Annotated in this window: 21 protein-coding genes and 1 other annotated feature; of the genes, 12 read left to right on the top strand and 9 right to left on the bottom strand. The window is 44.5% G+C overall.

The window, feature by feature from the left end; translation table 11 throughout:
• Position 1 precedes the first annotated feature (1 nt).
• The 10 genes from C7B16_RS04980 to wzzB all read left to right on the top strand — a co-directional run bounded on the left by C7B16_RS04980 (position 2) and on the right by wzzB (position 12,052).
• Complete coding sequence (locus C7B16_RS04980) at positions 2–1,102, top strand: DegT/DnrJ/EryC1/StrS family aminotransferase (protein ID WP_072795334.1); 1,101 nt, start codon at positions 2–4, stop codon at positions 1,100–1,102.
• Positions 1,099–2,358 (top strand): O180 family O-antigen flippase, encoded by a 1,260-nt coding sequence (wzx, locus tag C7B16_RS04975; RefSeq protein ID WP_072795336.1) that lies wholly within the window; start codon positions 1,099–1,101, stop codon positions 2,356–2,358. The genes C7B16_RS04980 and wzx overlap by 4 nt, the downstream gene beginning before the upstream one ends.
• A gap of 150 nt (positions 2,359–2,508) precedes the next feature.
• On the top strand, positions 2,509–3,723 hold the full coding sequence (wzy, locus tag C7B16_RS04970; RefSeq protein ID WP_160524827.1) for an O180 family O-antigen polymerase: 1,215 nt from the start codon (positions 2,509–2,511) through the stop codon (positions 3,721–3,723).
• A gap of 76 nt (positions 3,724–3,799) precedes the next feature.
• On the top strand, positions 3,800–4,885 hold the full coding sequence (gene wecB / locus C7B16_RS04965; RefSeq protein WP_107179424.1) for a non-hydrolyzing UDP-N-acetylglucosamine 2-epimerase: 1,086 nt from the start codon (positions 3,800–3,802) through the stop codon (positions 4,883–4,885).
• Between the two features lie 52 nt (positions 4,886–4,937).
• Positions 4,938–6,017 (top strand): glycosyltransferase family 4 protein, encoded by a 1,080-nt coding sequence (locus C7B16_RS04960; protein ID WP_143192587.1) that lies wholly within the window; start codon positions 4,938–4,940, stop codon positions 6,015–6,017.
• 36 nt (positions 6,018–6,053) lie between these two features.
• Positions 6,054–6,875, top strand: coding sequence for a glycosyltransferase family 2 protein (locus tag C7B16_RS04955; RefSeq protein ID WP_165394697.1), 822 nt, complete (start codon positions 6,054–6,056; stop codon positions 6,873–6,875).
• A 37-nt stretch (positions 6,876–6,912) separates the two neighbouring features.
• The gene (locus tag C7B16_RS04950) at positions 6,913–7,968 is read left to right on the top strand and encodes a DUF1972 domain-containing protein (protein WP_072795346.1); all 1,056 of its coding nucleotides are present in this window, start codon (positions 6,913–6,915) and stop codon (positions 7,966–7,968) included.
• A gap of 139 nt (positions 7,969–8,107) precedes the next feature.
• Positions 8,108–9,514, top strand: coding sequence for an NADP-dependent phosphogluconate dehydrogenase (gene gndA / locus C7B16_RS04945; protein ID WP_072795348.1), 1,407 nt, complete (start codon positions 8,108–8,110; stop codon positions 9,512–9,514).
• Positions 9,515–9,762: 248 nt separating this feature from the next.
• A complete protein-coding gene (ugd, locus tag C7B16_RS04940) occupies positions 9,763–10,929 on the top strand; it encodes a UDP-glucose 6-dehydrogenase (protein ID WP_000704841.1) in 1,167 nt (388 codons plus the stop codon).
• Between the two features lie 145 nt (positions 10,930–11,074).
• On the top strand, positions 11,075–12,052 hold the full coding sequence (gene wzzB, locus C7B16_RS04935; protein ID WP_061090531.1) for an LPS O-antigen chain length determinant protein WzzB: 978 nt from the start codon (positions 11,075–11,077) through the stop codon (positions 12,050–12,052).
• Positions 12,053–12,234: 182 nt separating this feature from the next.
• Here the strand turns inward: wzzB and hisIE are convergent, their stop codons facing one another.
• From hisIE to hisL, 9 genes are all read right to left on the bottom strand, one after another.
• The gene (gene hisIE, locus C7B16_RS04925; protein WP_000954922.1) at positions 12,235–12,846 is read right to left on the bottom strand and encodes a bifunctional phosphoribosyl-AMP cyclohydrolase/phosphoribosyl-ATP diphosphatase HisIE; all 612 of its coding nucleotides are present in this window, start codon (positions 12,844–12,846) and stop codon (positions 12,235–12,237) included.
• Positions 12,840–13,616 (bottom strand): imidazole glycerol phosphate synthase subunit HisF, encoded by a 777-nt coding sequence (gene hisF, locus C7B16_RS04920; RefSeq protein ID WP_000880156.1) that lies wholly within the window; start codon positions 13,614–13,616, stop codon positions 12,840–12,842. The genes hisIE and hisF overlap by 7 nt, the downstream gene beginning before the upstream one ends.
• Positions 13,598–14,335 carry a 1-(5-phosphoribosyl)-5-[(5-phosphoribosylamino)methylideneamino]imidazole-4-carboxamide isomerase gene (gene hisA / locus C7B16_RS04915; protein ID WP_001516612.1) on the bottom strand — a complete coding sequence of 246 codons (738 nt, stop codon included), beginning with the start codon at positions 14,333–14,335 and terminating at the stop codon, positions 13,598–13,600. Before hisA ends, hisF begins: the two co-directional genes overlap by 19 nt.
• Positions 14,335–14,925 (bottom strand): imidazole glycerol phosphate synthase subunit HisH, encoded by a 591-nt coding sequence (gene hisH, locus C7B16_RS04910; protein WP_001103550.1) that lies wholly within the window; start codon positions 14,923–14,925, stop codon positions 14,335–14,337. Before hisH ends, hisA begins: the two co-directional genes overlap by 1 nt.
• Positions 14,925–15,992, bottom strand: a complete 1,068-nt coding sequence (gene hisB, locus C7B16_RS04905) for a bifunctional histidinol-phosphatase/imidazoleglycerol-phosphate dehydratase HisB (RefSeq protein WP_001516610.1) — start codon at positions 15,990–15,992, stop codon at positions 14,925–14,927. The genes hisH and hisB overlap by 1 nt, the downstream gene beginning before the upstream one ends.
• On the bottom strand, positions 15,992–17,062 hold the full coding sequence (hisC, locus tag C7B16_RS04900) for a histidinol-phosphate transaminase (RefSeq protein WP_107179422.1): 1,071 nt from the start codon (positions 17,060–17,062) through the stop codon (positions 15,992–15,994). Before hisC ends, hisB begins: the two co-directional genes overlap by 1 nt.
• Positions 17,059–18,363 (bottom strand): histidinol dehydrogenase, encoded by a 1,305-nt coding sequence (gene hisD / locus C7B16_RS04895; protein ID WP_000009579.1) that lies wholly within the window; start codon positions 18,361–18,363, stop codon positions 17,059–17,061. Before hisD ends, hisC begins: the two co-directional genes overlap by 4 nt.
• A 5-nt stretch (positions 18,364–18,368) precedes the next feature.
• Complete coding sequence (gene hisG / locus C7B16_RS04890) at positions 18,369–19,268, bottom strand: ATP phosphoribosyltransferase (protein ID WP_000131781.1); 900 nt, start codon at positions 19,266–19,268, stop codon at positions 18,369–18,371.
• Positions 19,269–19,314: 46 nt separating this feature from the next.
• Positions 19,315–19,438, bottom strand: a sequence feature (His leader region).
• Complete coding sequence (gene hisL / locus C7B16_RS04880; protein WP_001364200.1) at positions 19,414–19,464, bottom strand: his operon leader peptide; 51 nt, start codon at positions 19,462–19,464, stop codon at positions 19,414–19,416. It overlaps the preceding feature by 25 nt.
• Before the next feature lie 425 nt (positions 19,465–19,889).
• Here hisL and C7B16_RS04875 point away from each other — a divergent pair, with 425 nt between their 5' ends.
• Positions 19,890–20,714: an SDR family oxidoreductase gene (locus C7B16_RS04875; RefSeq protein ID WP_107179421.1), complete on the top strand. Its 825-nt coding sequence runs from the start codon at positions 19,890–19,892 to the stop codon at positions 20,712–20,714.
• Between the two features lie 46 nt (positions 20,715–20,760).
• Complete coding sequence (locus tag C7B16_RS04870) at positions 20,761–21,690, top strand: LysR substrate-binding domain-containing protein (RefSeq protein ID WP_107179420.1); 930 nt, start codon at positions 20,761–20,763, stop codon at positions 21,688–21,690.
• Positions 21,691–21,810: the final 120 nt, after the last annotated feature.

Raw genomic sequence — 21,810 nt, 5'->3', positions numbered from 1 at the left:
TATGGAATTTATAGATTTAAGTGCGCAGTACAGATATCTAAAAACACAAATCGATACTGCCATTTCTAAAGTGTTGCAAACCGGTAGCTACATTATGGGTAGTGAAGTTCAGGAACTTGAGATTGAGCTTGCCCGATATGTTGGAGTTAAACATGCGATTACTTGCGCAAATGGTACAGATGCCTTGACGCTGGCGTTAATGACCTTAGGTATTAAGGAGGGCGATGCTGTTTTCTGCCCAACCTTTACATTCTTTGCAACAGCGGAAACTATAGCTTTTGAAAATGCAACACCTATTTTCGTTGATTCAGAAGAAGACACTTTCAATATTTCTGCTGCAGACCTTGAAAAACAAATTGAAAAGGTCATTGCTGAAGGTAAGTTAAAACCTAAAGCAATTATTGCTGTGGATCTATTTGGACTGCCTGCTGAGTATGATGCTATCAAAAAAATTGCTGACCAATACGATCTAAAAATTATCGAAGATGCTGCTCAAGGTTTTGGTGGTCATTTTAATGGGAAAAAAGCGGGTAGTTTCGGTGACATTAGTACGACCAGTTTTTTCCCTGCTAAACCACTGGGGTGTTATGGGGACGGTGGGGCGATCTTTACCGACAATGACGAATATGCTTCAATAATCAGGTCACTGCGTATACATGGAAAAGGGAAAGATAAGTACGACAATGTTAACATCGGTATGAACAGCCGTCTGGATACGATTCAGGCTGCGGTACTTCTTGAAAAACTGAAAGTATTCCCGCAAGAACTTGAGGCTCGTAATAATCTTGCTACCCAATATACTGAAGCTTTGCGAGGAATATACAAAACTCCAGTTGTTCCTGAAGGATATTTTAGCTCTTGGGCACAATATACAATCATTGCTGACGATCGTGATATGGTCATGAACAAATGTAAAGAGCAGGGGGTGCCGACGATGGTGTATTATACAACCTGTCTTCATTTACAAACAGCTTTTGAAAAACTTGGTTATCATGAAGGATGTTTCCCAGTTGCTGAAAAACTCAGTAAATCAGTTTTAAGTCTTCCAATGCATCCTTATATGGCGAAGGATTCATTTGAGAAAATAATCAAAGCACTATGAGCTTAAATTATATTAGAGTTAAATCAGAATTTTTTCGGAATGTAGTAACATTAATTTTTGGAACTACCATTGCACAACTACTTCCAATACTGATCAGCCCTATTTTAACTCGAGCATATACCCCAGAGGAATTTGGGGTATTCGCTATGTTTATAACGTTGGGAACTATTCTAGGCACGATAGCTACAGGTCGGTACGAATTGGCAATAATGCTTCCAAAAACACAACGTAAGGCGCTCTCAGTTGCAATTCTATCTGTAGTGCTAACAACATTGGTCTGTTTTATTGCTATTGGTTTTTTTTATGGTTTCAGGAACAATATTGCATATTTATTGGATCATTATGCTATTGCGCCGTGGCTCTTGTTAGTTCCCTTATATTCATTTTTTTATGGTAACTATCAAGTTGTAAATTATTGGCATAATAGGCATATAAGGTTTAAGACGTTATCTCTCAGTCGTGTGTTACAAAGTTTTGTAACATGCTGTATACAATTAATTGCAGGAATATTTCATCTGGGCATTGGTGGACTCATTATTGGTCTAATCATAGGTCAGTGTACATCATTCTTATGGTTGTTTATATGTGGCTGGATGGAGTGGAAAACTTTATTTGATAAACTACATCTACGTCGAGTTTTATTTGAAGGGAGAAAATATATAAGTTTTCCTTTGATTGATGGACCTACCAGTTTATTGAATGTATTGTCTTCACAACTTCCAAATATATTATTTGCTATATTGTTTTCCCCTACAGCTGCTGGCTATTATTTTCTAACTCAGCGGATATTACAAGCACCGGTTACTCTGGTCTCTGGTGCTTTTCTTGATGTTTTTAAACAGAAGGCAAGTGAAGAGTTTAAAATTTATGGACATGCTAAACATATATATAAAAAGACCTTTGTGAGTCTTTTTTTTATATCTATTATACCTTCCGTTGTTGCATTTATCATACTGCCTGAACTTTTCTCTCTATTTTTTGGAAAATCATGGTACGAGGCTGGCCTCTTTGCACAAATAATGATGCCAGCAATAGTTATGAGATTCGTAGTGAGCCCGCTGAGTTTTATTATTTATATTGCGGGAAAACAAAAATGGAATTTAATTTGCATGATTATGCTCTGTGGTGGAGTAATTGCTTCATTGTTCCTTTGTAAGGATGCTACAGAAGCAATGAAAACTATCTCAGCAAGTTATGTTATTTATTATTGCCTGCATCTCGTTATATCAATGAGGTTGGCAGGTTTTTTCAAGTAACTGTTAAGCAATTGACTCAGCGAATATTTTTATATGCTTATTCTCATAGTTTTTGTTGTGATTATATCTTGGTTTCTTTTTAAAATAGCTGCTGGCAGCATGTCTATTGGCCAATTAAATATAATATCAGCAATTTTTTATTATAATATAATGTTTAATGCATTGCCTGGTGGTATATTGATTTATTACACCAATGTTACAAATTCGGTATTAGATAAAGTCACTGCTGAATATAGAATTATGGGACTTTATTTAATATTGTATATGATGATAGCATTCCCCTTGGGATTGTTGTTTATAAAATCATTTTTTTTTAAAGTTGGTGATATTGGCTTCTTAACCCGTTATCAGAATAAACCACTTGTCGGACTGGCATCAACGAATGATGCACATGCACGAGTTATGTTAACATTATTAACGGGAGGTTGTGCCTTATCATTATTATATGTCACATGGTCAGTTGGAAATATACCTCAGCTATCTTTCATTTATCATATGACGCATGATGATATTTTAAGAATACGGGTTGAAAACTCGCGACATTTTAATGGCTTGTTATTTATTAAAACAATTTTCTTTGAGCAATTAACGCCTTTGTTATCTTTGGTTGTATACGCTTTTTATAGACAAACAAAAAAAAGATATGACAAACTCCTATTTGTCATATTATTTATTATGTCGCTCTACACTGTAACATTTTCTCTTTCAAAATCAACACTTGTAGTTTATCTGGCATTCTTCATTTTTATGCGAATCTATTTAAATGGTCGAATCCCTGTTATGAAGTTTTTTATCGCTGCAGCTATATTATTTATTCTTCTCATATTTATGTTTTTCATAGTTACAGACCAGTCAACTGCTGATGTTATTGTATATTTGCTAAATCGAATGTTTATTGATCAGGTTTCTGGACTGTATTTAATGTTACAACTATTTCCGCAAACTTATCCCTTTATTGGTGTTGATTCATTATCAAGTATCTTGTCAAGTCTTATGGGGGCAGAATTTGTACAGCCTTCGACACGCCTGGCAATGGAATATGCATTCCCAACTGCAGTTGCAGAAGGGAAGATGAATCTTTTAAGTACCTTGTTTATTGGTGAAGCATGGGCAAACTTTGGGTGGTTGGGTGTTGCAATATCTCCGTTATACGTCGGGATGATAACTGGATTTATTTATTATTTTGTTCTTAGCAAACGGAAGACACCATTATTGATTGGACTTTTAACATATTGTAGCTTTGGGACTAACTTTTCATCTCAGCTTAATATGTATATTTATAATTCTGTGATGATTTCATTAATATTAGCTCTCGGCTTAATTTACTTTATTTCTGTTTTGGCAGGACAGTTATCAAAACGATAAGTTCTGATAGATATATAATCGTCACTTGGCAAATGATATTATTAATAAGTTAATAAATTAAATATTGGAGATGAAAATGAGAATTGTTACTATTTTAGGCGCAAGACCTCAATTTATCAAAGCAGGTTCTGTTAGTCGTGAAATTCAGCGTCAAAAGGACTCAGGTAAAAATATTGATGAAGTGATTATCCATACTGGACAACATTATGATATGAATATGAGTGATGTTTTCTTTAAAGAAATGAAAATTCCAAAACCAGATTATTATCTAGGTATTGGGGGGAATAATCATGGTGCTATGACAGGGCAAATGATTGAAGCAATTGAAGGGATCTTAATTAAAGAAAAGCCTGATGTAGTTATGGTTTATGGAGATACTAATTCAACTTTAGCTGGAGCCATTGCTGCATCAAAACTCCATATTAATGTTGCTCATGTTGAGGCTGGTTTACGTAGTTTTAATATGAGCATGCCTGAGGAAATTAATCGAATACTAACAGATCGCGTTAGTTCGTTACTCTTTTGTCCAACAAGAGCTGCTATGGATAATCTCGAAAAAGAAGGTATCAGAAGTTGGGGTAACGGCGTTAATGCGATTTTAAGTGGTGATGTCATGCAAGATGGCGCCTTGTTTTACAAAAAATTTGCACAGAAACCAAGCAATTTAGACTTAGCTGATGATTTTATCCTGTGCACAATCCATCGAGCGGAAAATACTGATGTGTCAGAGCGTTTAGTATCAATTATTGATGCATTAACAGAGATCGCAATGACTAGGCAAGTTGTGTTACCTTTACATCCGCGAACGAAGAAAGTCATCTTAAGCCAAAACATTGATATTTCCAAACTGACTATTATTGAGCCTGTAGGATATCTCAATATGGTCTGGTTGATAAGCAATTGTGCTATTGTAATGACTGATAGCGGTGGACTTCAGAAGGAAGCTTTTTTCTTTTCTAAACCCTGTCTCACGTTACGTGATGAAACTGAATGGGTAGAACTTGTTGAAAATGGTTTTAATATTCTTGTTGGAGCTAATAAGCAGTCAATTCTTAATGCATATACAAACTGTGTAAATATTAATACTGATTACCTTGGGGGTGATTTGTATGGTAATGGCAAAGCTAGTAAGAAAATAGTTAATGAGCTGCTGAATATTTAGAAGCTTCTATGCTAATCTGTACTCGATATTTTATCGTTTGAATTATACAAATATGAAAATTGCATACTTAATTAGACACGATATTACTCGTAACGACGGAGTAACGAAAAAAATCCTAGGGCAAATTGATCATTGGAAAAATCTTGGACATGAAGTTCAAGTTTATGCGTATCTTCCTCGAATAGGTGATTCAATTTTACCAGCAAAACAATACGTTATGGGAGGTGTCATAAAAAGTAGAATCTTTCTGGATAAAAAATTATTGATGGATATTGATAGTTTTTGTCCAAATATGATCTATTTTCGTTATGATACGTGGAGTAGGAGTCTTTCTAAACTATTATCAAGTTATCCTTCAATAGTTGAACTTAATACTTTGGATTTGTCTGAGTTTTTTGAATTAATAAAACTTGAAAAAAATATCAAATCAATTTTAAGATATTGTGCATATCGCATGCTACGTAGTTTGGTACTGCGGAAAGTTGTGGGTATAGTCTCGGTAACAAATGAAATAAATAGAGACAAAAGTAATGCACAATATAATAAGCCTTCGATAGCTATACCTAACGGGATTGATTTAAGTACATATAATAGCATAAAACAAAACGCACGAGATAATTCTCGGATTGGCTTGTTTTTTATTGGAACTCCGGGACAGCCTTGGCATGGAGTTGATTATATTGAACAACTTGCTAGTAAAATGAAAGCATTAGATTTTCATATTGTCGGGATTGATGGTATCAATCATGAAAATGTATATTATCATGGTTATCTTGATGCTGATAAATATAAAAAAATATTAAAAAAATGTGATATATGCATCGGAAGTTTAGGCTTGCATCGTATCAACATGAAAGAGGCATGCCCATTGAAAGTCCGAGAATATCTAGCATATGGATATCCGATAATTCTTGGTTATCATGATACTGCTTTCGTCAATGAAAAAAATAATCCTAATTTTGCATATTATTTAAATACAAAAGATGGGATCTCACAGATAATGATTGACGGACTTCAGGATTTTATCATTAGGAACAAGGATGTCATTGTTACATCAAACGACGTTGCATATATTGATACCAAAGTTCTTGAAGCGAGAAGAATCTCTTTTTTCAAAAGAGTTATTAATTAGACACGCTGGGAATTAAAATTTATGGATAAGTGTCCTTTGATTGATATTTTACTGCCTGTATTTAATGGCAGTAAATATCTAAGGCAACAGTTGGATTCACTGCTAAATCAATCATATAAAAATATACGTGTAATAATCAGAGATGATCTTTCTTCTGATGATTCACGTAATCTTATAAAGAACTATGCGGAAAATACAGATGGTAAAATTGTCTATATTGATTCAGATAAAAACCTTGGTTCCTCACTGAGTTTTCATGAGCTCCTGAAGCAGTCTACAGCAGATTATGTCATGTTTTGCGATCAAGATGATGTTTGGCTACCTAATAAAGTTCATGATTCTTTCACTGCAATTACAAATGCTAATCTTTTTTGCAACAATATTCGCTGTGTTTTCACTGATCTTGTAATTGTTGATGAAGCATTAAATGAATTGCATAGATCTATGCGTGGTGCTCTTAAATTTAAGGCAGTCTCTGACGATTACAGAAACTATTTATGTCAGAGTCAGATTACAGGATGCACTATGATTTTGAATCGCCCTGCTGTTGAGTTACTTAAAAAATTCCCCCCACCAAATCGTCATATTATACATGATCATTGGTATTCGGTAATTGTCTCTATTTACGGAGAAGTTAGATATCTTGATAAGCCAACAATTCTATACCGACAGCATTTTAATAATCAAGTTGGTTTTAAAAATATAAATTTAAATTATTTTATACAAAAGATAAAGGCAATATTTAAAATATATCACTATGACATGGGGATTAATTATGCTTTACCAAAAGAATACCAGATTGGCACTATGCAATGGTTTATAAGGAAAGTCAGATTGAATTTAGAACGTATCAATTGAATACATGTGATTATAATAAATAAACGGATTGGTTAGAATGAAAAAAATTTCCGTGATAGGAATTGTTGGATTACCTGCGGCATATGGTGGGTTTGAAACTTTAGTTGAAAATTTGACCAAAAACGCATCTAGTGACATTCATTACGAGGTTTTTTGTTCATCAAGACAACATTCTTCAAAACTTAAAAAGTATAATGGTGCTGTATTGCGTTATGTTCCGTTGAAGGCAAATGGCATTCAAAGTATATTCTATGATATTTTTTCAGTTTTCCGATCCCTTACGAGTAAACCTGATGTTATATTAGTGCTTGGTGTTTCGGGGGCAGTTGTTTTACCCATTGTGAAACTTTTCTCTCGTGCAAAAATTATTACAAATATTGATGGGTTGGAATGGAAGCGGGACAAATGGAGAAAATTAGCAAGATGTTTTCTCAAGTTCTCAGAATTTCTGGCTGTGAAATATTCAGATGTGGTTATTACCGATAACCAAGCTATATCTGATTACGTGTTGGAAGAATATGGAAATACTAGCTCTGTGATTGCTTACGGTGGTGATCATTCGTTAATAACTTCTGCTGTTAATCTGCCGAAATATAGTGCTCCATTTTATTTGACCATTTGTAGAATTGAACCTGAGAATAATATACATATTATACTGGAAGCTTTTTCTCAGACAAACCATAACTTAAAGTTGATAGGTAATTGGCACTCAAGTATATACGGTAAAGAATTATTTGAAAAATACTCGCGATTTTCAAATATAGAATTGATTCATCCAATTTACGAGCTTGAGAAATTATATGTTTTACGGGAGACATGCTGTGGTTATATACATGGACACTCTGCTGGGGGAACTAACCCTTCACTTGTTGAGGCAATGCATTTTTCCAAACCAGTTTATGCTTATGATTGTATCTTTAATCGATTTACAACAGAAAATGGTGCATTTTATTTCTGTAATAGCCAACAACTTATCCGACTGCTAAATGATGATTCGTTGAATACATGTAAAAATGCACAGTTAATGAAGCAAATAGCGATGAGCAGGTACACATGGAAAACGATTACAAGTCAATATGAGGAACTGTATTAGCTTTAGTATTATGACGTTTTTATTTGAAATAAACTTACACTTCAAGAATCACACTTTCGTTATCAGTGATTGACCTATTTAGGTTAACATTTTCAGAAATAGCAGCCGCACACGCGGTAACCCCTGACAGGAGTAAACAATGTCAAAGCAACAGATCGGCGTAGTCGGTATGGCAGTGATGGGACGCAACCTTGCGCTCAACATCGAAAGCCGTGGTTATACCGTCTCTATTTTCAACCGTTCCCGTGAGAAAACGGAAGAAGTGATTGCCGAAAATCCAGGCAAGAAACTGGTTCCTTACTATACGGTGAAAGAGTTTGTTGAATCTCTGGAAACGCCTCGTCGCATCCTGTTAATGGTGAAAGCAGGTGCAGGCACGGATGCTGCTATTGATTCTCTCAAGCCATACCTCGATAAAGGTGACATCATCATTGATGGTGGTAATACCTTCTTCCAGGACACCATTCGTCGTAACCGTGAGCTTTCTGCCGAAGGTTTTAACTTCATCGGTACCGGTGTTTCCGGCGGTGAAGAGGGGGCGCTGAAAGGGCCTTCCATCATGCCTGGTGGGCAGAAAGAAGCCTATGAACTGGTTGCGCCGATCCTGACCAAAATCGCCGCCGTTGCTGAAGATGGCGAACCGTGCGTTACATATATTGGTGCCGATGGCGCGGGTCACTATGTGAAGATGGTTCACAACGGTATTGAATACGGTGATATGCAACTGATTGCTGAAGCCTATTCTCTCCTTAAAGGCGGCCTGAATCTCTCTAACGAAGAACTGGCACAGACCTTTACCGAGTGGAATAACGGTGAACTGAGCAGCTACCTGATCGACATCACCAAAGACATCTTCACTAAAAAAGATGAAGACGGTAACTACCTGGTTGATGTGATTTTGGATGAAGCAGCTAACAAAGGTACCGGTAAATGGACCAGCCAGAGCGCGCTGGATCTCGGCGAACCGCTGTCGCTGATTACCGAGTCTGTGTTTGCACGTTATATCTCTTCTCTGAAAGAGCAGCGTGTTGCCGCATCTAAAGTTCTCTCTGGCCCGCAAGCGCAGCCAGCTGGCGACAAAGGTCAGTTCATCGAGAAAGTTCGTCGTGCGCTGTATCTGGGTAAAATCGTTTCTTACGCTCAGGGTTTCTCTCAGCTGCGTGCGGCGTCTGAAGAGTACAACTGGGATCTGAATTACGGCGAAATCGCGAAGATTTTCCGTGCTGGCTGCATCATCCGTGCGCAGTTCCTGCAGAAAATCACCGATGCTTATGCCGAAAATCCGCAGATCGCTAACCTGCTGCTGGCTCCGTACTTCAAGCAAATTGCCGATGACTACCAGCAGGCGCTGCGTGATGTCGTTGCTTATGCAGTACAGAACGGTATCCCGGTTCCGACCTTCGCTGCTGCGGTTGCCTATTACGATAGCTACCGTGCCGCTGTTCTGCCTGCGAACCTGATCCAGGCACAGCGTGACTATTTCGGTGCGCATACTTATAAGCGCATTGATAAAGAAGGTGTGTTCCATACTGAATGGCTGGATTAATCTGATTTAACCAACAATAAAATTGAGGCCCGGCGTATATTGCACCGGGCTTTTTTTTGCCAATTATCTTATAGACTAAATTTCACTGCTTAATATTAACTTAATAAATATCAGCTATTCTTATAAAGAAAATCTGAATTGTTTTTCGTTGCGTTGACCAGTCATCATCGTAGCGTTAAAACTTTTAACTCTTATCAGGATGCTAAAAACATCATGATTCACAGTTAAGTTAATTCTGAGAGCATGAAATGAAAATCACCATTTCCGGTACTGGCTATGTAGGCTTGTCAAACGGGCTTCTAATCGCACAAAATCATGAGGTTGTGGCATTAGATATTTTACCGTCACGCGTTGCTATGCTGAATGATAAGATATCTCCTATTGTTGATAAAGAAATTCAGCAATTTTTGCAATCAGACAAAATACGTTTTAATGCCACATTAGATAAAAAAGAAGCCTACCGGAATGCTGATTACGTAATCATCGCAACCCCGACTGATTATGATCCTAAAACCAATTATTTCAATACATCTAGCGTAGAATCTGTCATTAAAGATGTTACAGAAATAAACCCTTATGCAGTAATGGTTATCAAGTCCACGGTTCCGGTAGGTTTTACGGTCACGATGCAAAAAAAATTCAATACTGAGAACATCATTTTCTCCCCAGAATTCCTCCGGGAAGGTAAAGCCCTTTACGATAATCTCCATCCGTCTCGTATTGTCATCGGTGAGCGTTCAGAACGTGCAGAACGTTTTGCTGCGTTATTACAGGAAGGGGCCATTAAGCAAAATATCCCGACTCTGTTTACCGACTCCACTGAAGCAGAAGCGATTAAACTTTTCGCTAATACCTACCTGGCAATGCGTGTGGCGTACTTTAACGAGCTGGATAGCTATGCAGAAAGTTTAGGTCTGAATACGCGTCAGATTATCGAAGGCGTTTGTCTCGACCCGCGCATAGGTAATCACTATAACAATCCGTCATTTGGTTATGGTGGTTATTGTCTGCCGAAAGATACTAAACAGTTACTGGCGAACTACCAGTCTGTGCCGAATAACCTGATCTCGGCAATTGTTGATGCTAACCGCACGCGTAAAGATTTTATTGCTGATGCTATCTTGTCGCGTAAACCTAAAGTAGTAGGAATATATCGTCTGATTATGAAGAGCGGTTCAGATAACTTCCGCGCGTCTTCCATTCAGGGGATTATGAAGCGTATCAAGGCGAAAGGTGTGGAGGTGATCATTTATGAGCCGGTGATGAAAGAAGACTCATTCTTCAACTCTCGCCTGGAACGTGATCTCGCCACCTTCAAACAACAAGCCGACGTTATTATTTCCAACCGAATGGCAGAAGAGCTTAAGGATGTGGCAGACAAGGTCTACACCCGCGATTTGTTTGGCAGCGACTAACCTTCTGTAATCAGGGCGATTTTCGCCCTGATTGTCTTTTGTTATCCACGTAATAATTCATTATTTTTATCACTTATCCTATAGCATTCATGAAGATTATCGCTACACTATGCGAACCTGAAATTTTCCGTCAGTTAGGGTAATGATGAGAGTTGAAAATAATAATATTCCTGGGCAAAACCATGACCCGGAACAGATTGATTTGATTGATTTACTGGTGCAGTTGTGGCGTGGCAAGATGACTATCATCATCTCTGTCATTGTAGCGATTGCCCTGGCAATAGGGTATCTGGCCGTTGCCAAAGAAAAATGGACTTCCACTGCTATCGTTACTCAACCTGATGTGGGACAAATCGCGGGTTATAACAATGCCATGAATGTGATTTATGGTACGGCTGCGCCGAAAGTGTCTGATATCCAGGCGACGTTAGTTGGTCGTTTCAGTACGACATTTTCTGCATTAGCAGAAACGCTGGATAATCAGGAAGAACCCGAAAAACTGACTATCGAACCTTCTGTTAAAAACCAGCCATTACCCCTGGTTGTTTCTTATGTCGGGCAAACGCCTGAAGGTGCGCAGAAACAGCTAGCTCAATATATTCAGCAAGTTGATGAACAGGTGAATGAAGAGCTGGAAAAAGACCTGAAAGACAACATCGCACTCCGTGTGAAAAACTTGCAGGATTCTTTGAAGACGCAGGAAGTGGTGGCACAGGAGCAGAAAGATCTGCGTATCCGTCAGATTCAGGAAGCGTTGCAGTATGCGAATCAGGCGCAGGTCGCAAAGCCGCAGATTCAACAGACGCAGGACGTGACGCAAGATACGATGTTCCTGTTGGGGAGCGAAGCGCTGGAGTCGATGATTAAGCACGAGGCGACCCGTCCGCTGGTTTTCTCGCCTGGTTACTATCAGACTCGTCAAAACCTGCTGGATATTGAAAGTCTGAAGGCTGATGATCTTGATATTCATGCTTATCGCTATGTTATGAAACCCACACTGCCAGTGCGTCGCGATAGCCCGAAAAAGGCAATTACCTTGATTCTGGCTGTGCTGCTGGGCGGTATGGTTGGCGCGGGGATTGTGCTGGGGCGTAATGCGCTGCGTAATTACAACGCGAAGTAATCTTTTCGGTTTTAAACAAAATGGGCAGGGTGGTGACACCTTGCCCATTTTTTTGCCGAATGTGATGCTGGCGCATCTTATCCAGCCTGCGTGTGCAGAGAGAATGTGTAGGCACGATAAGCTTGCGCATCGGGCAATGGCTCCGGATGCGACAACAATATCGCATCCGCTTACCCCGTAACTCACTGATGCCGTTTGCGCAGGTTTTCAATCACCGTCGTTAAATCCAGATCCTGATCCTGCAACAACACCAGCAGGTGATACATCAAGTCAGACGCCTCGTTAGTCAGCTCAAAGCGGTCATGTACTGTCGCGGCCAGTGCGGTTTCCACGCCTTCTTCTCCTACTTTCTGCGCGATGCGTTTGGTGCCACTGGCATACAGTTTGGCGGTGTAGGAGGTTTCCGGATCGGCAGATTTGCGTTCAGCGAGCAGTTGTTCAAGCTGGTAGAGAAACAACCACTGGTGAGCGGTATCGCCAAAACAACTGCTGGTGCCTTTGTGGCAGGTTGGGCCGATGGGATTCGCCAGCACCAGCAGGGTGTCGTTGTCGCAGTCCGGTGCAATGCTGACTACGTTGAGGAAGTTCCCCGACGTTTCACCTTTAGTCCACAGTCGCTGTTTGGTGCGTGAGAAAAAAGTGACTTTGCCGCTTTCGATGGTTTTATCCAGCGCTTGTGGGTTCATGTAGCCCAGCATTAACACTTCGCCAGATACCGCGTGTTGCACAATCACCGGCATCAGTCCGTCGGTTTTTTCCCAGTCCAGTTCGCGGCGTTGTTGTTCTGTTAACATATCCTGATCTCCACGCCCTGTGTTGCCAGGTACGCTTTTAATTCACCAATATTGATTATTTGTTTGTGGAATACGGAAGCTGCCAGCGCGCCGTCAACGTCGGCATCGCGGAAGGCTTCAAGGAAGTGTTCCATAGTGCCTGCGCCACCGGAGGCAATCAGCGGGACGTGGCAAACTTCACGCACTTTTTTCAGTTGTTCGAGGTCGTAACCGTTACGCACGCCGTCCTGATTCATCATGTTGAGGACGATTTCTCCGGCACCGCGTTTTTGCACTTCCTGTACCCAGTCGAGCGTTTCCCACTGTGTAACGCGGGTACGGCTTTCATCGCCGGTATATTGATTAACGTGATATTTGCCGGTTTCGGCGTCGTACCAGGTATCAATACCGACCACAATACACTGCACGCCAAAACGATCTGCCAGACGGGTGATCAATGTCGGATCGGCCAGTGCAGGGGAGTTGATGGAGATTTTATCCGCACCAAAGGAAAGAATTTTCGCGGCGTCATCCAGCGACTTAATCCCACCCGCCACGCAGAACGGAATATCGATCACTTCCGCGACGCGAGATACCCAGCTTTTATCTACCACGCGGCCATCGCTGGAAGCGGTGATATCGTAGAACACCAGTTCGTCTGCACCTTCTTCGGCGTAGCGTTTTGCCAGCGGCACAATATCGCCAATGATTTCATGGTTGCGAAACTGTACGCCTTTCACCACCTGACCATCACGAACGTCAAGACACGGAATTATGCGTTTTGCCAGCATGCGATGGCCTCCTTCACGGTGAATTTACCTTCCAGTAATGCCCGGCCAACTATTACGCCGCGCACGCCAGTGCCACGCAGAGCCGCGACATCTTCAATGTTGCCAATACCGCCGGAGGACTGAAACGCCACCTGTGGATATCTGGCGCACACTTCTTCATATAAAGAGACGTTAGAACCTGCCAGCGTGCCGTCGCGCGAGATATCGGTACACAGCACATGTTTCAGGCCGACGGGCAGATAGGTTTCCACCAGTTGTTCCAGCGAAACGCCCGAGTTCTCTTGCCAGCCGCTGACCGCCACCTGTTTGTTGCCTTGCTCGTCAATACGGACATCCAGCGCCAGCACTAACGCATCGGCACCAAAACGTTCAAACCAGCCTTTCACCATTTCTGGTGACTTCACCGCGGTGGAGCCAACCACCACGCGCGCAACGCCTGCTTCCAGTAACGCCGCCACGTCTTCTTCGCTACGCACGCCGCCGCCAACCTGCACCGGAACGTTAACGCCCGCGACCAGGGTTTTAATCAGCGGGATTTGACGTTTAGCCGGATCTTTTGCCCCGGTCAGATCCACCAGGTGCAGCACTTCAGCACCTTGGGCGGCGTAATCCTGTAAGCGCGGCAGCGGGTCGTTGCCATAATCACGCTGCTTGCCGTAATCGCCCTGATGGAGACGCACCACGGTGCCGTCGATTAAATCTAATGCCGGAATAATCATCACATCTCCAGGAAGTTTTTCAGCAACTTAGCGCCAGCGGCACCGGAGCGTTCCGGGTGGAACTGCACGCCATAGAAGTTATCTTTTTGTACCGCCGCGGTGAACGGTTCGCCGTAGTTGCACTGGGCGATGGTCCACGGATTGACCGGCATGGCGTAGCTGTGAACAAAGTAAAAGTACGCGCCGTCTTCAATCCCCTGAAACAGGCGGTTGCCAGCCTGTGGGTAAACGCGGTTCCAGCCCATATGCGGCAATGGCAGACCAAAGTCGGTCATTTTCGGTACATCTTCGTCGATGATGCCCAGCAAATCGATGCCGTTGCTCTCTTCGCTGCGTCGCCCCAGCAGTTGCATTCCTAAACAGATGCCCAGCACCGGTTGAGTACAGGCTTTGATGAGATCAAACAGTTCGCGCTCACGTACCTGGTCCATCGCCGCTTGCGCGGTGCCAACGCCGGGTAAAAACAGTTTATCGGCCAGCAACACGACGTCCGGGTCACGGCTGACCTTTGGTTCATAGCCGTGACGCGCAATGGCAGACTTCACCGAGTTCAGGTTGGCGCAGCCGGTATCAAGGATCACCACGTTCATTACAGCACTCCTTTCGACGAGGGCAGGGTGTCGCCTTCCACGCGGATGGCCTGGCGCAGGGTGCGACCAAAGGCTTTGAACAGACTCTCCACACGGTGGTGATCGTTTTTACCTTTGGTTTTCAGGTGCAGGGTCACTCCCATGGTGTAAGAGAGTGAACGGAAGAAGTGTTCGATCATTTCGGTGCTGAGATCGCCCACGCGCTGGTAGGTAAACTCAGCTTTATATTCCAGGTGCGGGCGACCAGAGATATCCAGCGCGCAGCGTGCGAGGCATTCATCCATCGGCAAGACAAAACCAAACCGGCAGATGCCGCGTTTGTCGCCAAGGGCAATTTTTAACGCTTCGCCCAGCGCCAGTCCGGTATCTTCGACGGTGTGGTGATCGTCAATATAGAGATCGCCTTTAACGTTGATTTCCATACGGAAACCGCCGTGGGTGGCAATCTGATCCAGCATGTGATCAAAGAAACCAACACCAGTGTTAATCTTGCTGCCACCTTCGCGATCCAGCCATACCTGAACGTCAATCTGTGTCTCTTTAGTGTTGCGCACTACGTGGGCATAACGATCGCGTTTAGTGAGTTGCTCACCAATCATCGGCCAGTTCAGGGTTTCGCGGTTGTAGCGTAAACCATTAATACCCATGTTTTCAGCAAGTTGAATATCGGTCGCACGATCGCCAATCACGTAACTGCTGGCGCGATCCATCGCCTGCTCAGCGAGATAACGCTCCACCAGTTTTACCTTCGGCTTGCGGCAGTCACATTCATCGTCGGGCAGGTGCGGGCAAATCAGCACTTCATCAAACTGCACGCCTTGCGAGGTAAAGATCTGCATCATCAGATTGTGCGGGCCATCGAAATCCGCCTGCGGGAAACGTTGTGTTCCAAGACCATCCTGGTTGGTGATCATCACCAGCTTATAGCCTGCTTTTTGCAGCTTCAGCAGTTCCGGGATCACGCCCGGTTCAAAGGCGAGTTTGTCAAAACGGTCCACCTGAAAATCACTCGGCGGCTCGCTAATCAGGGTTCCATCGCGATCGATAAAAAGATACTTCTGACTCATCAAACTTGCTCCGCACGTAAGGCGTCAATGACGCGCTGGCTTTCTTCACGGGTTCCGACGGTAATTCGCAGGCAGCCGCTTAAAGAGGGTTGTTTATTCTGATCACGTAAGATAATGCCCTGATCCCACAAAGATTTAAACACTGCGCTGGAGGCTTTAAAGCGTGCCAGAATGTAGTTGGTTTCGGAGTCGAAAACCTGCTCCACGCAGGGGATCTCTTTCAGTGCGGCAATCAGGTATTCGCGTTCTGCAATAATTTGCGCCACTCGTTCGCGCATGGCGACGATCCCTTGCGGGCTTAACGCCTGGGACGCAATGTCGGCAACCGGCGTTGAGAGTGGGTAGGGGGCGATCACTTTCATCAGCAGGTTGATGACTTCTTCGTTTGCCAGCGTAAACCCACAACGGAGACCCGCCAGAGCAAAAGCTTTCGAAAGGGTGCGCAAAATAGCCAGGTGCGGATATTCCGCCAGCCAGCCCGCCAGCGATGCCTGCGGGCAAAACTCAATATAGGCTTCATCGGCAACCACAATGGCTTTTCCGCGGGTTAACTCCAGCAGAGTGCGAAAATCTTGCGGATTGATCAGTTGCCCGGTCGGGTTGTTAGGGCTGCAAACATAAACCACTTTCACGCCGTCCAGCTTGTCGGAAATCCCCTGCAAGTCCAGTTGCCAGTTTTCCAGCGTCGGCACCGTGCGACACTCGACGCCAATGGTTTCGGCGCTGACGCTATACATGCCGTACGTTGGCGGGCAATAGAGGATGGCATCTTTACCCGGTTCACAAAAGGCGCGAATCAGTAGTTCAATGCCTTCGTCTGCGCCGCGGCTGACCAGCACTTGTTCCGGTTTTACGCCAGCATATTGCGCGTAATTTTCAATAACCGCTTTTGGCTGACATTCCGGATAGCGGTTGAGCGTTTGCTGAGTGAGCTGAAACTCCACGGCTGTAGGATATTCGTTGGCGTTCAGCCAGACATCGCCGTTACCGCCCAGTCGGCGCGCTGACTGATATGGTGTCAGGTTGCGGACGTTTTCACGCGCTAAATCGGTAATAGTCACGGTGCTCATGCTTGCTCCTTAAGGGCGTTGACACGTAAAGTCACGGCATTTTTGTGGGCTGTCAGGCGTTCGGCGGTAGCCAGCGTTTCAATGGTCGAAGCCAACGCAGAGAAACCCTCTTTCGACAATTCCTGCACGGTCATGCGCTTCTGGAAATCCGCCAGTCCGAGGCTGGAACAGGTGGCGGTGTAACCGTAAGTCGGTAGAACGTGGTTGGTGCCGGAGGCGTAGTCACCTGCCGATTCCGGTGACCAGTCACCAAGAAATACCGAACCGGCGCTGGTGATGCTATCGACCAGTTCGCGGGCGTTGCGGGTTTGAATAATCAGGTGTTCCGGGCCGTACTGATTGGAGATTGTCACGCACTGCGCTAAATCGTTGGTCACAATCAGGCGGCTGGTGAGCAGTGCCTGGCGTGCAGTTTCAGCACGCGGTAACTCTGCAAGTTGACGTTCTACAGCTTCGGCAACGCGGCGTGCCATATCGGCGTCGGGCGTCAGTAAGATCACCTGTGAATCCGGGCCGTGCTCAGCCTGAGAGAGCAAATCTGAAGCTACGAAGTCCGGCGTTGCGCCGCTATCGGCAATCACCAGCACTTCCGACGGGCCTGCGGGCATATCGATTGCTGCACCGTCCAGACGCTGGCTCACCTGACGTTTCGCTTCAGTCACAAAGGCGTTACCCGGTCCGAAAATTTTGTCCACTTTCGGCACGGATTCAGTACCAAAGGCCAGCGCGGCAATGGCCTGTGCGCCGCCGACGTTAAATACATCCTGCACGCCGCACAGTTGCGCCGCGTAGAGGATCTCATCGGCAATCGGCGGCGGTGAGCACAGCACCACTTTATTACAACCTGCAATACGTGCTGGAGTCGCCAGCATTAATACGGTTGAGAAGAGTGGGGCAGAGCCGCCAGGAATATACAAACCCACTGAGGCTACCGGGCGGGTGACCTGCTGGCAACGTACGCCTGGCTGGGTTTCGACATCTACCGTCGGCAGTTTTTGCGCATTGTGGAAGGTTTCAATGTTCTTTACTGCTACCGCCATCGCCTGTTTCAGGTCGTCGCTCAGGCGTTCGCAGGCTGCGGCGATTTCTTCAGCAGACACTTTCAGCGCGGTAACCTTGGTTTTATCAAACTTCGCGCTGTATTCCCGTAAGGCGTCATCGCCGCGTGCTTTCACGTTATCTAAAATTTCACGGACGATACGGGTGATGCTTTCAGAGGCGGAGATCGCCGGGCGCATTAACAGTTGGCGTTGTTGCTCCGCAGTACAGTTATTCCAGTCAATGATTGTGTTAAAGCTCATGGCTATTACTCCATCATCTTCTCAATTGGCAGAACCAGAATCGAACTCGCGCCCAGTTCCTTCAGTTTTTCCATCGTTTCCCAGAACAGGGTTTCGCTACTCACCATGTGCATGGCGACGCGTTGTTGATCACCCGCCAGCGGCAGAATGGTTGGTCGTTCGGCACCTGGCAGCAGGGCGATGACATCATCCAGACGCTCGGTTGGTGCATGCATCATGATGTATTTCGATTCACGCGCCTGAATTACGCCCTGAATACGGGTCAGTAGCTTGTCGATTAGTTGCTGTTTGGATTCTTCCATTTCACCATCGCGCTGGATCAGGCAGGCTTTCGAGCGGTAGATAACTTCCACTTCGCGCAGGCCGTTGGCTTCCAGGGTGGCACCGGTGGAAACCAGATCGCAAATCGCATCCGCCAGTCCGGCGCGCGGGGCAACTTCGACAGAACCGTTCAATAAGCAGGATTTGAAAGAGATACCTTTCTGGTCGAGATAACGCTTGAGCAAGTGAGGATAAGAGGTGGCGATACGTTTACCGTTTAAGGAGAGCGGGCCGTCCCAGGCTTCATCAACGGGCGTTGCCAGTGAAAGGCGACAGCCACCGAAATCAAGACGGCGCAGGGTAAAGTAGCGCGGATCTTCACCCTGGGCGCGGCGGTTGAGCAACTCTTCTTCCAGTACGTTCTCACCGATGATCCCGAGGTCTACCACGCCATCCATTACCAGACCGGGAATGTCGTCGTCACGCACGCGCAGAATATCAATCGGCATGTTTTCTGCCATCGCGATCAGGCGCTGGGTGTGAAGATTAATTTTAATGCCGCAGCGCGCCAGCAATTCGCGTGAATCATCACTTAAACGGCCGGATTTTTGCATAGCTATGCGTAAACGAGTGTTGTCTGTCATTTTCTTATTCCTCTTTTAACCTGTCTGAATCGTTATCAACCGCGCAATAAAAAAGCCCCCGGAAGGTGATCTTCCGGGGGCTTTCTCATGCGTTCATGCACCACTGGAAGATCTGAATGTCTTCCAGCACACATCGCCTGAAAGACTAGTCAGGATGATGGTGATGATGGTGGTGTTTAAATTGAACGCGTGTCATAAAAATCTCTGTGAATGTTTATTCAACTGATGCCTTTTAACCTAAACCACTTTCACGATAGAAAGCAAGGGCTTTTTTATATATTTTGCGGTGATAGATTTGTTTAATGAATGAGCAGGGAAAGAAGGGCGTTAAGAGTGACTACGTTAAAAAAAGTAATCGTGAAAACATGTTTTAAAACCCTCAAGAACATTGTGTTCTGTAACTAAAGTGGCCTTTGTTCATGCCGGATGCGGCGTGAACGCCTTATCAGGCCTACAAATGTTGCCTAAATTCAATATATTGGTGTTTTTGTAGGCCTGATAAGCGGAGCGCATCAGGCAATTGTACATTTGCTAACAGATTCGATTCATTCATAGAATGAATTGTCAGTTTTGATACGCTGGCGTAGCCTTATAGATCTAAGGTGTATCAGGAGAAAACGGATGAAAAAGGTCGCAATTGTCGGGTTAGGGTGGTTAGGTATGCCGCTGGCGATGTCACTTTCAGCGCGGGGCTGGCAAGTCACCGGGAGTAAAACCACACAAGATGGCGTCGAAGCGGCCCGAATGAGTGGGATTGATAGCTATACGCTTCGCATGGATCCCGAGTTAGTTTGCGATTCTGACGATCTGGATGCCCTGATGGATGCTGATGCGTTGGTCATTACGCTTCCGGCGCGACGCAGCGGTCCTGGCGACGAGTTCTATTTGCAGGCAGTGCAAGAGCTGGTAGACAGCGCGCTGGCTCACCATATTCCCCGCATTATTTTCACCAGTTCAACCTCTGTCTATGGCGATACGCAAGGCATAGTAAAAGAAACCACACCACGCAATCCCGTGACCAACAGTGGACGAGTGTTAAAAGAACTCGAAGACTGGCTGCACAATTTACCTGGTACTTTGGTCGATATTTTGCGTCTTGCTGGCCTGGTGGGGCCGGGGCGTCATCCAGGGCGCTTCTTTGCCGGAAAAACTGCGCCAGACGGTGAACATGGTGTCAATTTAGTTCACCTGGAAGATGTTATTGGCGCTATCACTCTGTTGTTACAGGCACCTAAAGGCGGACACATCTATAATATATGTGCGCCAGCTCACCCTGCGCGTAATGTTTTCTATCCGCAGATGGCCCGTTTACTGGGGCTGGAACCTCCGCAGTTCAGAAACAGCCTGGACAGCGGCAAAGGTAAAATTATTGATGGCAGCCGGATCTGTAATGAATTGGGATTTGAATACCAGTATCCCGATCCACTGGTAATGCCGCTGGAGTAAAGCATCACGCCAGCAGAATGCCGCATACACCGCAAGGGGGGCGTGTATGAAACCACTGCTGGATGTGTTGATGATCCTCGATGCCTTAGAAAAAGAGGGCAGTTTTGCGGCGGCGTCAGCCAAACTGTACAAGACGCCGTCTGCGCTGAGTTACACCGTTCATAAGCTGGAAAGTGATCTTAATATTCAATTGCTTGATCGCAGCGGTCACCGCGCTAAATTCACCCGCACCGGAAAAATGTTATTAGAGAAAGGGCGGGAAATTCTTCACACTGTTCATGAGCTGGAAAAACAGGCAATAAAACTTCACGAAGGCTGGGAGAACGAGCTGATTATCGGGGTTGATGACACCTTTCCTTTTTCTCTGCTTGCGCCACTTATTGAACTCTTTTATCAACATCACAGTGTAACGCGGTTGAAATTTATCAATGGCGTGCTCGGTGGTTCCTGGGAGGCGCTGACCCAGAGCCGGGCAGATATTATTGTCGGCGCTATGCACGAGCCGCCATCTTCCAGCGAATTTGGTTTTTCTCGTCTGGGTGATCTGGAGCAAGTGTTCGTTGTGGCACCCCATCATCCGTTAGCGCTGGAAGAAGAACCGTTAAATCGACGAATCATTAAACGATATCGGGCGATAGTCGTCGGTGACACTGCGCAGGCAGCCGCGTCTACAGCTTCACAAATACTTGATGAACAAGAAGCCATTACCGTATTTGATTTTAAAACCAAGCTGGAGCTGCAAATCAGTGGTCTTGGTTGTGGTTATTTACCCCGTTATCTGGCGCAACGCTTTCTTGATAGTGGTGCGTTAATCGAGAAGAAAGTGGTCGCGCAAACCCTCTTTGAACCTGTCTGGATTGGCTGGAACGAACAAACCGCAGGGCTTGCCAGTGCGTGGTGGCGAGACGAGATTTTAGCAAATAGTGCTATCGCCGGTGTTTATGCAAAATCTGGTGACGGAAAATCAGCCATTTAAATAAAAAATCATCTGTCAAGCCCCTCATTCTCTTGTCATTTACCCCCCATTTAGGCACAATGCGCCGCTGTCAAAAAATGACTAAAAACCGACGTTTTATCCGCGTCGGTTATTTTTTGC

The sequence above is a fragment of the Escherichia sp. 20412-1 genome, assembly GCF_003027595.1.
GTDB classification, from domain to species: domain Bacteria; phylum Pseudomonadota; class Gammaproteobacteria; order Enterobacterales; family Enterobacteriaceae; genus Escherichia; species Escherichia marmotae.
Note: the sequence above shows the minus strand (reverse complement) of the source record. Positions and strands in the feature narration are given on the sequence as shown.